The organism is Holdemania sp. 1001095H_141210_F2, from assembly GCF_015558105.1.
Taxonomy (GTDB): Bacteria; Bacillota_I; Bacilli_A; order Erysipelotrichales; family Erysipelotrichaceae; genus Holdemania.
In genome coordinates, this window is the sequence record NZ_JADNPO010000011.1 from 1 (window position 1) to 14,530 (window position 14,530).

The following is a 14,530-nucleotide window of genomic DNA, read 5'->3' on the forward strand; positions in this document are numbered from 1 at the left end:
GAGATTTTTCAAATTCACGCAAAAAACTCTTGTTTTTTATTATCTAATTTCTTTTGGACAGATATAACGCAATAGGCGATGGTTGTTCTCTACGTGAGGCTTCTGCCATGAGGCCATAGGATCACAATAGAAAACATGCCCTACCAGTTCCTCAAATGCAAAGGCATCAGAAAATTCACTTCCTCGATCGGTCAATAAGACCTGAAAGATGGAATGGAAAAGATCATCACCCAGTAGTGTTTTTACATAACGCACTCCCTTTGCCATTGTTTTTGCATTTTTGGCAGAATGAAGTACACCGATCATGATGCTGAATGAAACAAGCATGAAAGTCTGTATAAAAGGACCGTTAGTTTCGTCATTGTAGACGGTATCCATTTAAACGACAGATAAGGAAGGGTGCTCTCTCATATAGGTTTCAAAGCAGTCATAAGTCCTACCTTTAAGATATGCCCTGTCTTCGCGTTTTTTATATTTGACCTGATCCTTTTTCTTTAGCTTTCTTGTGACTCTGGATCGAAGATCTAGATTGGTGAGACCAAATGGCTGAAAGACACCTATTTCGATCCAGTTATAGATGGTTTTCTCACAGTGATGGATCTCAGGATGCGCCTGAAGGACTGCGTAGACAGATTGGCCATTTTTGATCGGCTCTACAATAATAGCAGCGATTGCGTTCAGTTCTGAGTAAGTAAGATTGACACCCTCACGAGAATCAGAAAGCCTATATTTATATTCCGTTGGGGCTCTTTGGGCTGAATAAAATCGCTTTGTGAGCTTGCAAGTGCTTTTTTTATCACAGCCATTGCATACCCCTCTGGTTTTGTCACGGATCTTGCAAGGGATAGGAATACGATTAGGACACGCGTTGCGGCAGAATGAATTAAAGCCGCAGGAAGCGATATTTTGGCAATCATAGGTACCATAGGCAGAAACACCTTAACGGGAGAATTTGACTTCATAGGCATGTTTTTTGATTTCTTTGCAAATGGAAGATTTATCCATCCCGATAACAGCAGCAATAGCAGATTTGGAAGAATTTTTATTCAGTCCCTGCTCAATAAAATTACGGTACTGTAAGTCTAAATGTTTAGAACCTTTGATATTCATAGAAAGTCCTCCTCTATGAAAGCATCACAGTAAGAGCACTAATTATGATATATAATTGTAAGAGTAATTTCTACTACATTATTTGTTGAATTGTCTGTAAGAGTAATTTCCATATTTTTGATTCGTCGTGGAATTTACTTTTTCAATTTACGAAATGAAATGTAAGTATGAAGTATGTAGAAAGCCTGGTTTGATTCTGATATACTATTAGCTAAAAGGAGTCCTGAAACATGTTAAAAGAAATAAGTTTAACGCTTTTTCATAATCAAGAATTAATTAGTTTGCTTCTAATTGAAGGTGTTATCCTGATTGTTTCTTTCATGATATACAAGAGTTTAAAGAAAAAAACTAAAATAATAAAGATTCAGTCAAAAGAAACATCCGCTGGAAAGGCAGGCTGGAATGCTTTCGATAGTTTAATATGCGGGACAATAACGTTAATGTTCCTGGTTGTTGCATTCTGGCAATTGGGGGACACTGAACTGCCGCAAACGCGTTGGCAGCCAACTCAGTCGAATGAATCTTTTGTTTTACAGATTGAGGATGGAAGCAGTGCCTTTGATCGAATTTATCTGCTTTCTGGTGAGGGGGATAATAACGCATTGGAAAGCGGTTATCAAATTGGTTTAAGAAATGTCTTAATCGAAGGATCCAATGATTTGGTAGATTGGGATAATATTTCGCAAATTGATAACAGCAGTTATCTCCAGTGGAAAATTATTGAAGGACAATGGAATTATCACTATCTTCGTATCACGGCTGGAGAAAAGAATAATGTTATTAATGAAATTGGATTAAAGCGAGCGGGATTTAATGATTTTTTACCATTGACTGTTTATTCGAGTAATCCTGAAGGCACTTACGATCCGCAGTTGGTTATTGACGAGCAATCTAAGTTGAAGATCGATCCGTTGTATCTGAATGAAACCTATTTTGACGAGATCTATCATGTTCGCAACGCTCAGGAAATTGCTGAAGGTCAGGTTATGTATGCTTTCGTCCATCCGCTTTTGGGAACGCAAGTTATTGCGTTTTTTATCAAATTATTAGGTAATAATCCTTTTGCGTGGCGATTTGGCGGGGTTCTTTTCAGCACCGCGATGATCCCTCTGTTGTATGATCTTTGCCGCAGATTATTTAATAAGACTTTTTACGCAGCTCTGGGAGCTATTTTCCTGGCCTGTGATTTTATGCATTTAACAACGGCGAGAATCGCTACGTTGGAACCTTTTTCTGTTTTCTTTATTTTACTGATGACTTATTTCATGATTCGTTATTGCTTGATGAACTTTTATGTGGATGATTTTAAGAAATCATTAGGTTTATTAGCCGCAGCTGGAATCAGCATGGGAATTGGCGTTTCCGTAAAATGGACAGGTGTTTATGCCGGGATGGGATTAGCCGTATTATTTTTCAGCAGCTTAATCAGCCGTTATGTTGAATACAGACAGGCGAAACGATCAAAAGATCCAACTGCATTAGAAAAACATAAAATTGAAGTTTTCCCTAAATACTGTTGGATTACCCTTCTTTGGTGCTGCCTGTGGTTTGTTTTGATTCCTTTGATCATCTATGCTTTATCTTATTTGCCGTGTATAATCAATCGCGGCGAGGGATGGAGTCTGGCCGGAGTTTTCAAGCAGACTATGGGGATGTATAACTATCATGCGAATCTTGAAGCAACCCATCCTTTTCAATCGGTATGGTGGCAATGGATACTGGATGCCCGTCCAATTTGGTATTATCATCATATCAGTGAGAATCTTGTTTACACCATCTCAGCTTTTGGCAATCCCCTGATTTGGTGGTCTGGGTTTATTGCGATTCTTTTCTGCGCCTATGAATTTATCAGAAATAAAACAAAAACAGCGGGAATGATTTTAGTCTGTTATTTTGCTCAGCTCATTCCTTGGATGTTAGTCACTCGCTGTGTTTTTATTTATCACTATTATCCTTCAGTTCCATTTTTAATCGTCGCGCTTGTTTACGGATTGAAATGCTTGGTTGACAAGGATGTTCGTTACGAAAAGCAAATCAAAATTTTTGTCCTTGCTTGTATTTTGCTTTTTGTTTTATTTTTACCTGCGACAGCTGGCTTTGGCACAACTCAAGCTTATATTGATGGATTTATGCGATGGTTTCCAAGCTGGTACTTTGGATAAAAGGAGGGCAAAAGATGAAGCGAAAGCAACAACTGTTTTTTGTTCTATTCTGTCTTGTTATTGCCTTGTTATCTTTAGCTCCTTATTGGACTCATGGAGTTAATCTGGAACATGACACATGTTTTCACTTAAGCCGAATTGAAGGTTTGGCGCAAAGCTTTAAAGACGGAAATTACATGCCGCGAATTTATCCCTATAAGAATAATAATTTTGGATATGCCAGTCCGTTGTTCTACTGTGATTTTTTCTTAATTATACCCGCCTTACTCTATAATGCGGGCTTAAGCTTGGCGCGCAGCTATCAATTCTTACTCTTGCTTTGCAGCTTTTTTTCGGCTTGGTATATGGGAAAGCTAACGATGAAGCTTAGCCGGCAGCAGCCCGCAATGTATTTGGCTGCATTTCTTTATGTTTTTTCACTCTATCGATTCACCGATATTTATGTTCGCGGAGCTTTAGGGGAAGTGCTGGCCTTTGTCTTTATGCCTGTGGCTTTAATTGGAATCTATGAAGTCCTTTGGGGTGATGAAAAAAAGTGGTCTTGGCTAATGACGGGCTATTCAGGTATACTTCTTTCCCACACGCTATCCTTTTATCTGATGGTTCTAATTTTGATTGTTTTCATCTTTATTCGCTGGCATGTGTTAAATCAGCAGAGACAGAGGGGAACAGCGATCATCAAAGCAGCTTTATGGGCAATCGGCTTATGTTCCTTTTATCTGTGGCCAATGCTGGAACAAATGACAAGTCAAGAGCTATATTTACATTATTATGCAGGAAGTTCTGATTTGGCGTCAACCGCATTAAATGCCTGGCAATATACTGAAATGACGATGAATTTTTCCGTTTCTAACATTAATTATGATCCAGGACAGGCAATGACGACCAATCTAGGCGTTTTGATACCTATTTTACCGTTGCTCGGCGTATTTCTCTTTAATCAAGAAAAAACAAAAGAGAGTAATTTTCTTTATTTGATTTGCGGCTTAGGTTATCTTTGTTACTTCTTATGCAGCCGATTATTTCCCTGGGAATACTTTGCGTGGATGCGAATTATTCAGTTTCCGTGGCGACTGATGAGTCTTGCGGATTTATTTCTATGTCCTGCTGCAGCGATTATCTCCGTAAGATTTTTTAGAAGATCGGGCATCATAGTTGTTCCGTTTTTAATTGTTTGTGGAATAATGGTGGGGCTTATACGGATTATGCCCGTTGCTGAAAGACCAATTATTTTTGGAACGGACATGCCGTATGAAGCTTTGATTGATGGAACTTTATTGGATCCATACTATGGCGATTCTTTTTATGTCCGACCTGAAATCGCCGGCGCAGATTATTTGCCAGTAGCTCAAACCGATTATCGTACAGTATCCCGTTGTGTGACTGTTGAGAATAAAGAAATTGCTTGCGGCATTGAAAAACAAGGAAACAAAACAAGTTTTGAAATTACCAAGATGGGAACCAATACATGGATGCAAATACCGGTAACTTATTACAAGGGGTATACTGCTGCTGCGGTGGATACGAATGGTAAACAATTCAAACTCCCTGTAATAAAGAATAAAGACAGTGCATTGGTTGAAGTGAATAATAAGAATGTTACTTCGGGAATAATTACCATAACTTATTCGGGGACCTGGATCCAAAAAGCATCTGCACTGCTTACTTTCTTAACCTGTTGTTTATGGATCTACAGTCAACTTATCTATAGAAAAAAGGATAGATCGATATAAAAATGGGGAATACTATTTTTAGAGGTGAATGAAATGAATTCAATGGATAACGAAATTGTTAAAGATTTAAATGAATTATTAAGAGGTTGTCATATGGGGGCATCGACGTTTAAGGAGTATTTAGTCGAAGCGCAATCAGAAAAGTTAAGAGAAACATTAAAGCATTCGTTAGATATTTTCCAGAAACATGAAACTGAATTGACAAGCAGAATTAATTCCTATGGTGAGGATGCGGCGGATTCTACTGGGATCATGGCTGTCTTATCTGAAATGACTGAGAAGATTAAAACGATGATGGCAGATAGTGACGAAGAAATTTTGAATCAATCAATCAAAGCGATGGACATGGGATTAAAGGCTTGTCATGATTTTATTGATAGACATAAACAGGTACCTGAAGAATTGTTATTTGTCATTCATGATCTTGAAGCGGATTACAAAAAGGTTTATCATGATTTGACTGAATTAAAGTTAAATAATTATTAAGGCTTGATTGCTTAACGCATTCAAGTTTTTTATTTAGAAGAAATCGTTAATTTTATAGGTTGTTTGAAGAAGAAAATGAAGCTTTACGAATCAAAATATGATAAACTAAATAAGGTTAAAGAGTTAAGGAGTTCAATATGTTAGAAAAAATAAAAGAAAAATTTTTAAATAGAAGTTTTTTATCGTTTGCTTTTATCGGTGCGTTCAATACGATTTTATCTCAGATATTATATATGATTTTCGTTAGTTTCAGTATCGCAGTATCGACTTCAAGTTTACTTGGAGATATTGTTCCTATGTTTTTTTCTTATTTTTTAAACATGCATTTTACTTATCATGAAAAACCGAATTGGAAAAGCTTTATTTCATTTCCAATCAGTTATCTTCCGGGAATTATCATTAATATGGTAATGACTGTAATCTTCGTTAATTGGATCGGCGTGGACAAACTTTTTGCCAAAGCTTTCGCCTTGCCGCTGACAATTCCTATTAATTACTTGACAATGTCCTTAATCGTAAAATTAACATCGAATAAAGATAAAAATTAAGGTGAGTACGGCCGGTTCCAGTGTTTTCTGGGCCGGCTTTTATAGAAAGTCAGTTTGATCTATGATATGATTTACAAGGTGATTAGGTTATGATTAAAATATTATTAGCTGTAGGTGTTGTTTTATTTTGCAGTGCTGGTTATGGATTGTTTGCTGAGAAATTATTAAAATTAAAGCCGACGGGCTTTACCGCTCCTTTGGGCTTTGTTTTGTTATTATGTACGCTGCAGCTATGTTATTATCCTGTACAGTTCTTTAATGGGTCTGTATCTTGGAGTTATGCTAGCAGTTATCTAATATTCGGCTGTTTACTACTATATTCGTTATTTCATATTAAGGAATTATTTAAACGTTACTGGCAATGGAATACCCTTTGGATTATAGCTTCATTTCTTGCTTTCATCGCTGTATTTTACCAGTTATTTATCGATATTGGTTTCTCAGATTCACCAATGTATTTGAATTACATTGCTCAGAACATTGATAATCAACATTTAAATTTATTTAATTTGTATTCTGGAAAGGTGGGCGCTGAGTGGGATGCGCTGTATTTATTCCAAGGTTATTATCATATCGGTACTTTTTTATGCCATGTAATTAATGTTCCGTCAGTTTTATTCGGAATTGGCGGTAAAATTGATAATATTGTAATCTCTACGTGGGGATTAGGCATGATCTATTCGTTGATTTCTTCCATGTTAATAGTTAATTTTGCTGAAGGGTTAAAAATTAAACAAAAAAGTGTTAAGTATGTGCTTATTGCATTTACATTATTTTTCAGTAATTTCTACTATTGGCGTGTTGCCTTTGCGTTTTATGGGAATACTTACCGCACTCTGCTAGCTGCTTATTTAATCTATACAGCGTATTGTTGGCTGCGTGATAAAGAAGATTCGTTAAAGTATGTCATGATGTTCATCGTCGGAGCGGGTTTAGCTTGTTCCTCATCTTACTTGTTTATTTCCTTTGCGATTTTATTTAGTTTGGCTGCTTATCTTTTTGTTAGTAAAAAAGAGAATGCCTTTGTTGATATGTCAATGATCGTTTTACCTATGGCAATCTATGCGGTTGCGATGTTTAGTCGGAATAAGGAAATTCCCTGGATTGCGCCCGCGCTAGCTCTAATTTTTATAGCTTATTATAGTTTGCGATTCACAAAGTGGATGAAGAAAATTATTGATATAATTGAAAAATTCTTTTTCAAACACGGTAAATTTATTTTCTTTATTCTTATTCCTGTTCTTATGATGGTGTTTGCGGCTTATATTAATTTCTTTAAACCTGATTATTTATATGATTATGCCTATTATTTCAATAATCATCAAGATTATGACATGGTTAAAGATTATTATTTTATTTATTCTCATATTTTCGATAATATTCTTAACATTATACGGTGGATCGGCGTTATCTTGATTCTTTGGAAAGCTCATTCAGAAGAACAAAACTATATAAAATCTTTATTTGTTATGATGTTGATTTTATTTTTAAACCCATTAGCGACGACCGCGGTGGCCTACTTGATTGCCTCTAATGTATTTTATCGTACTGTAGAAGTTTTGTTTAATCCATTTACTGAAATGTTGATTCTGTTAGCTGTTATTCAATGGCTTGAACATCGAGAATGGATAAAACGGATGTTATTAGTTATTCTTTGTGTCGAGATTGTAGTCGGACATGTTGCTTCTTATTTGGATTCTGATTGGGGATTATATACCTTTCATGTAAATGGAGGGAAAACAGTGAATCCGATCTATAAAATCAGTGATGAGGAAATTGAGGCGATACATGTTCTTGAGGGGTTAATTAAGCGTGACCGAAATCGATTTAATGATGAGCATCAACCGACAATTATTTCTCATGCGGAAGGGGTAAGAACTTTTCTTCCTAATGTATATCAGATATTTACTGCACGGGATTATTATTATATTTGGAATCGAGTTGATTGGATTTTCTATGATTTAGCCCGCAGACATTATGATTGGGAAACTCCAGCAACAGAAGATTATGCTCGTTCCTGTGGTTATTTGGATTATTATGACGTTGATTATCTTATTATTCAGTATTGGGAAAATCCAGAATTTGATAAGGCAACTGATGCTTGCGCGATAACAGAGATAACTACATCTAAATTTAAGATTAAAAGTATAGAGAAAAATTAGGTAAACTTGTAATATAATTATAGAAAATAAGGTGAGGTAATTATGGAAAAAATTGCAGTCTTAATCCCATGTTATAATGAAGAATTGACAGTTGAAAAAGTCGTAAGTGATTTTAGAAAAGAACTTCCCAATGCTGAAATTTATGTTTATGACAATAACTCTAAGGATAAAACTGCTGCTTTGGCATCGGCAGCAGGGGCGATAGTAAGAAAAGAAACTGCGCAGGGGAAGGGCAATGTAGTACGTACAATGTTTAAAGATATTGATGCAGATGTTTATATTCTCGTTGATGGAGATGATACGTATCCTGCAGATGAGGTACACAAATTGATTCAACCTGTTCTAGAAGGTAATGCAGATATGGTCATCGGAGATCGACTTTCTAATGGTACATACTTTGAAGAGAATAAAAGAGGATTTCATGGTTTCGGGAATAACCTAGTTAAAAATTTAATTAACTTCTTATTCAAAAGTAATATTAATGATATTATGACGGGATATCGCGTCTATAGCCGTAGATTTGTAAAAAATATGCCAGTTATGAGTTCTGGATTTCAAATTGAAACCGAAATGACGATATTTTCTCTTGTATATCGAATGAAACTTGTCGAAATTCCGATTACATATCGTGACAGACCGGCTGGCAGTGAATCCAAACTTAATACATTTTCGGATGGTTTTAAAGTCTTGGTAAAATTATTTGATCTCTTTAAAAATTATCGGCCTATGTTGTTCTTTAGCTGTATCTCTGTTTTGTTTATTATTATTGGATTTATTATAGGAATTCCAGTAATTACAGAATTTATTAGAACTTCCTTTATAACTAAAATTCCGAGTGCAGTACTTGCGGCATCCTTGTTTATCATAGCTTTTCTCCTTTTTATGGTTGGAATCATATTAGATGCCATCAAAAATCAGATGTGTGTATTGTTTGAGTGTCAGTTAAATCAGTTTGAATATCAGGAAAAACGTAAAGTGGGGTAAATATGAAAAAGTTATTAGTTCTTGCAATCAGTATATTAGTGCTCACAGCGTTTGGTAGCTTTGCATTTATTTTATTTAACAACATATATAAAGATGAAGGAAATTTTGATGATTATAGAGATAATGCTCCTGTTGTTAATGATGATGAAACAGAGCAAGTGTTAAAAATCACTTCCGACGTTGGAGAATTAGTTGAAGACTGGAATCATACATATCGAGTTATGGCGCATGCTTTAGGTGGAATTGATAATTATGATTACACGAATTCTTTAGAAGCATTTTATCAGAATTATAATGAAGGTACACGATTATTTGAAATAGATCTTGATACAACATCAGATGGGGATATATGTTTAATTCATACTTGGGAAGATTTTCGTAATAAATTAACGGATATTGGCGGAGATTGGCCGATGTCTACGGAAGAGTTTAAGAAAGCGAAGATTCACGGAAAATACAAGACGGTAATGTTTAAAGATCTTCTTGAGCTCATGAATGAAATTCCGGATTTTTATATTATCATAGATTCTAAGACCTTTGATATCGAAGGCTCAGAAGTCATGTATAATAAAATGATAGAGGAAGTAGATTCTGTTAACCCAGAATTAATAAATAGAATTATACCACAAGCCTATACTCCAGATATGTATGTTTTCTTAGATGAAAATTATAACTTTAATAAAATCATATTCACTCTTTACCATTATTATGTTGATTCTGATGGTCAAAAAATTTATCAATTTGTTAAGGAACATAAAGTGCCAGTAGTTGTTATGCATATGGATAATGAATGGGCTACAAAAGTAATTACGGATATTTATGCTTATGCCGAAATGCAGGATAATGAGGAATCTTTTTCAATTTATATTCATACTGTAAATGATATGAAAAAAGCAATGGAAATTATTAATAAGAACCATTTTTGGGGAATTTATTCTGATTTTATCACTGAAGAAGAAATTGAATCAACTTTAATTAATTAAGATAAGAGGTGAACTAAATGCTAATAATAATATTGATTTCTGCGATTTTTTTACTTGTTTCATATATACTAGGAGTTTTAATAAACCAAATCTTTATTCCAAGTAAATGGAGATTTCATTATTCTTTGCCTGTGGGTGTTATTTCAATTATAGGAATTCTACAATGTTTTTATTATCCACTCCAGTTTATGGATGTATCTATTAAATGGTTTTCCCTAATTACAGGTATAGTATTTATTGGGATTACATGTCTAGGAATTTTTAAAAGAAATTTGATTTTGAACGATATTAAGCTTTTTGTTAAAAATAAAAAGGAAATATTCTTTGCTGTTTTTGTATTTGTTCTATTTATTTTGTTTTATTATTATGTTGATTTTCCTAGAAGAACTGATGATTTATATTTTTATATTCCATATGTAATAAAAAAAGTAACAACACCTTCACGAGCTGTTGGAAGAATTTTCTATGATTATCAAGGGTTTTATGATTTACTTGCTGTAATAGTGTTCATAGCGAATAAAATTATATCAATAAATAATATGCAAACAATATTACCTATTGCTTTAATAGCATGGGTTCCTGCAATCATAATATATTCAATAATTCCCTTTACTTTACTCAATTTATATCATAGACTAAATCATAATTTTAATAAAAAATATATAATATATTCAGTGCTTTTGATAACTGTCTATATAACTTCTATGTATTGGTTTTTCCAAACTCCTTATATAGGAAATACATATAGAAGGATAACCATTGTTCTTATTTTTGAACTATTATATGTTTTTGTTAATCAGAAAAATAGCAAGATTGCGGTTGTTTTATCATTATTCATGATTTCTATAATATCACAAACGAGCACAGGTTTTATCTTTTCGTCAATTATGATCTATATTCTTTTATGTTATTATGGATTTACTCATTCAAAAAAGTATTTAAGTGATATGCTGCTGATATCGGTAGGTCCTGCAATATATATGTGTATACTATATAATATATTAACTCCATTTGTTTTAGGTTGCTATTTTATTTGTTTATTGCTTTTATTCTTTAAAAAAGATCATTTACTTGAATTATTCTGGAATAAGATTAGTTTATTCATTGCAATACTTTTACCAATTTTATTTTCCATCACTATTCATCTTCCTTTTTATAATTATACAGGTGATTTTAACATGGGGTATTTTACAATTGAGAATTTCTCTTTTTTTGATCCTCATAAATTCGAAGGGATAGTTCATTTATTGGATTTCAATTTTAATGGTTTAACAGAAATAATAAAATCTATATTTTGCTTACTTTTCTGGTGCGTGATAATATATGAAACTTATTATTGCTTGAAAAAAGAAAAGCTTAAGTTTTTTGGTATTTCAAATATCATAATCTTTACAACTTTCTTTAATCCGTTTGTGATGGGATTTATACTGGATAATGTTACGGATGTAGTTTACTTTAGACTTTATGATCTGTTTTTTAATTTTGCAACAATTATGTTTGGATTGACAGTCACAATTTCTAATTTTAATTCAATAAAAATCAGGAATGCTTTCATGGTCATTATGATGATTTGTGTTATTGCAGAAATACCAAAAAATCAAACATGGTATAGTATGAATTATTCAAATGAATTTTCATCACATTTAAATCATGCGAATTCTTTAGATGTTTTAGTAATAAATGAATTAATGGATTATGCAAAAGAAGAAGATAACAGTACTCCAATAATTGCTTCACAAATATATTCTAGTGGCGCTTTGACAGATGGTGTTTTAATCAATATTAAGGACAATTTATATACATATGATCTAAATGATCAAAGTGATGATGCAACTTTGCAAAGAATATTATACAGAAATGAACCAGGACTTCCTGAAATTAAAGAGGATTATCTAAAAGCTTGTCCGTTATTAAGAGATAAAAATGTTCAGTATACAATTATTGATGCTCAGTATAATTGGGAATTAGAATCAGGTATAGGGTATTGTGGTGAGAAGATAATTGAAGTAGAAAACTATAGAGTTTTCAAAATGCATTATGAATGGTTGCAATGGTCTATGCCGGAGGAATACGTAAATGAAGAATAAAATAGTCAAATATAAAGTTCCTCTTCTCCTGATTTTCATCTCAATTTGTTTTATTTTCATTGCTTTTTATCCATATATCACTAATAACCGTCCGTTTTTGTTTAGTGCTGATCAACAATTACAATATAATTATTTTTATCAAGAATGGGACAGAATGATCGAGTTGTTTTTTAAAAATCATATAACGCCATTTTATTCTTTTAATACTTTCTTGGGAAATAATTTTTTTGCGAGTAAAGCCTATTATGTTACTGGGGATATCTTTTTTGGTTTAGTCCGTATGTTTGATTCTTTAGAATTTGGATTAATGATTGAAACTTTTTTGTTGATCCTAATTTCATCTTTAACGTTTTCCTACTTTCTAAGATGTTTTGGTATAAAAAAGCCGAGTATAATTATTTGGGCTTCTCTATTATATGCTTTCAGTGGAATTGCTGAATTGTATGTCGGTCAATACATGTTTCATAGATTCTTTTGTTTTTTGCCTTTATTGTTAGCTGGTGTAGAAAAATACAGAGCTCAAAAAGGGGTATTATTATTTTGTGTTTCTACGTTTGTCCTATTTTTGTCTAATTACTATTTTATGTTTTCAACAAGTATATACCTTGTTTTCTATTATTTTTTCACGATAATATATCATTCAGATAGTGAACTTAAAATTATAACTATATTAAAAAGTGCTATTCCGCTAATTGTTAGTTATATTATAGGTTTTATGATGAGCTGCATACTTATTTTTCCAGCTATTCTTTATGTATTAGGGAATGATAGAATTGGTAACAACGAATTTATTCAGCTTATATTTGATTTAAAAGTTTACATTGGATTATTTTTTAGTTATCTAGCATATCCTTTTAATGTTTACACTGATATACCGAACATGTTTGTTTCTGGACAAAATGGCCACCTAACTTGGTATTCACTCACTACCTCAATCGCTATAATCCCTCCGTTGTTTTCTATTTTTGTTTCTAAAGAAAAAAAAGCAAATATACTCCGTAATTTCTACATTCTACTATTAGTATTCTTATCTATTCCATGTCTTAACTCCATTATGCATGGATTTAGTGAGCCTTCCTTACGATGGATATTTCTAATCGTTCTAACTAATCTTTTGATTTTTTCAGTTATTATGAATGATAACTTATTGAGAGCGAAGATAGTCCGAGGTGGCTTTGTTTACTTATTTATATTTTCTATTTTGCTCGTACTTGCATTTATAGTTCATATAATTGATATAGAGACTCATAGCATTTATTTGCTTGCTTTAGTTCTATTTTTGTTGGTTCTGTTTTTTTACATTTATTTGTACAAGAAAAATAAGATTATGATAGTATTGGTTATTTCCTGTGTTGAAATATTATCATTGTATACATTATCTTTACTGATTCTAAATAAAAATTATTATGAGTTTGTTCCTTCTTTGAATAAAGACTATATTCATTATAATGATAGTTTAGATATTGATAAATTTTATAGAATGTATGTCAACCCTAAAAATTTGTTGCCTTCTTCAGATTTGAATTTAAATCAAAGTATAAATATGGGCTATAAATCTACAGCTACATATGATTCTATGATCGAACCAAGTTTAAAATTATTTCTTAACCTTAATAATTTTGATTGGCATATTGTTTCGCTTGATGATCCAGAAGTTTTGCGTATGTTAGGTGTTAAATATTATTATGTAGTCGATGAATCCGAACTACCCGAAGGATATCAGTTCCAGTATACAACTAATGTTAATCATTTCAAAGTTTATGAAATGACAGAATATAGACCTATTGGTTTTACATATAATCAATTTATAAAAAGAAGCGAATGTTTGGAGAGAAAATGTAAAATTAATTGGAATGAACAGTTGATTGTTGATGATGATTTAATGGAAATTATTGAAAATAATGATTTGCAAGAAGATACAAATTTTGAATTGATAGAGTATTTTAATGAGAATAGTTTGTATGGAAATATTAATTTGACTAAACCTGCTGTACTGTTTTTTAGTATTCCGTATAATAAAGGCTGGCAAATATATGATAATAATCAGTACATTGAATACTTTAACGTACAGGGGGGATTCATTGGTGTATATTTAGAGCCCGGAGATCATTATTTAAACTTAATATTTAAGCCACCTGGATTTAAGTTTGGAGTAGTTCTGAGTGCTATTGGCGTAGTTTTATTCATATTTTTAATTATTAATGATATACATAAGAGAAAAATGATGAAATTTAAATAAGAATATAATGCTCTAGGTTTTGCTGTTTTTATTGTT

General features: G+C 32.7%; 11 protein-coding genes. 9 read left to right on the forward strand and 2 right to left on the reverse strand.

Features of this window, described 5'->3' with window-relative positions:
• Positions 1–39 precede the first annotated feature (39 nt).
• Positions 40–378 (reverse strand): hypothetical protein, encoded by a 339-nt coding sequence (locus I2G61_RS08545; protein ID WP_195548142.1) that lies wholly within the window; start codon positions 376–378, stop codon positions 40–42.
• Positions 379–939: 561 nt separating this feature from the next.
• Complete coding sequence (locus I2G61_RS08550) at positions 940–1,110, reverse strand: helix-turn-helix domain-containing protein (protein WP_195548143.1); 171 nt, start codon at positions 1,108–1,110, stop codon at positions 940–942.
• A gap of 230 nt (positions 1,111–1,340) precedes the next feature.
• Here I2G61_RS08550 and I2G61_RS08555 point away from each other — a divergent pair, with 230 nt between their 5' ends.
• The 9 genes from I2G61_RS08555 (at position 1,341) to I2G61_RS08595 (ending at position 14,494) form a co-directional block, all read left to right on the forward strand.
• Positions 1,341–3,272 carry a phospholipid carrier-dependent glycosyltransferase gene (locus I2G61_RS08555; protein WP_195548144.1) on the forward strand — a complete coding sequence of 644 codons (1,932 nt, stop codon included), beginning with the start codon at positions 1,341–1,343 and terminating at the stop codon, positions 3,270–3,272.
• Between the two features lie 14 nt (positions 3,273–3,286).
• On the forward strand, positions 3,287–5,005 hold the full coding sequence (locus I2G61_RS08560) for a hypothetical protein (protein WP_195548145.1): 1,719 nt from the start codon (positions 3,287–3,289) through the stop codon (positions 5,003–5,005).
• 33 nt (positions 5,006–5,038) lie between these two features.
• Entirely contained in the window at positions 5,039–5,491 is a 453-nt protein-coding gene (locus I2G61_RS08565; protein ID WP_072685968.1) for a DUF2383 domain-containing protein, read from the forward strand.
• 137 nt (positions 5,492–5,628) lie between these two features.
• A complete protein-coding gene (locus I2G61_RS08570) occupies positions 5,629–6,039 on the forward strand; it encodes a GtrA family protein (protein ID WP_072685970.1) in 411 nt (136 codons plus the stop codon).
• Positions 6,040–6,128: 89 nt separating this feature from the next.
• Positions 6,129–8,201 (forward strand): hypothetical protein, encoded by a 2,073-nt coding sequence (locus I2G61_RS08575; protein ID WP_195548146.1) that lies wholly within the window; start codon positions 6,129–6,131, stop codon positions 8,199–8,201.
• A gap of 42 nt (positions 8,202–8,243) precedes the next feature.
• Complete coding sequence (locus tag I2G61_RS08580) at positions 8,244–9,185, forward strand: glycosyltransferase family 2 protein (RefSeq protein WP_229100719.1); 942 nt, start codon at positions 8,244–8,246, stop codon at positions 9,183–9,185.
• Between the two features lie 2 nt (positions 9,186–9,187).
• A complete protein-coding gene (locus tag I2G61_RS08585; protein ID WP_195548147.1) occupies positions 9,188–10,168 on the forward strand; it encodes a glycerophosphodiester phosphodiesterase family protein in 981 nt (326 codons plus the stop codon).
• A gap of 17 nt (positions 10,169–10,185) precedes the next feature.
• The gene (locus I2G61_RS08590) at positions 10,186–12,255 is read left to right on the forward strand and encodes a hypothetical protein (protein WP_195548148.1); all 2,070 of its coding nucleotides are present in this window, start codon (positions 10,186–10,188) and stop codon (positions 12,253–12,255) included.
• The gene (locus I2G61_RS08595; protein WP_195548149.1) at positions 12,245–14,494 is read left to right on the forward strand and encodes a YfhO family protein; all 2,250 of its coding nucleotides are present in this window, start codon (positions 12,245–12,247) and stop codon (positions 14,492–14,494) included. Before I2G61_RS08590 ends, I2G61_RS08595 begins: the two co-directional genes overlap by 11 nt.
• Positions 14,495–14,530 lie beyond the last annotated feature (36 nt).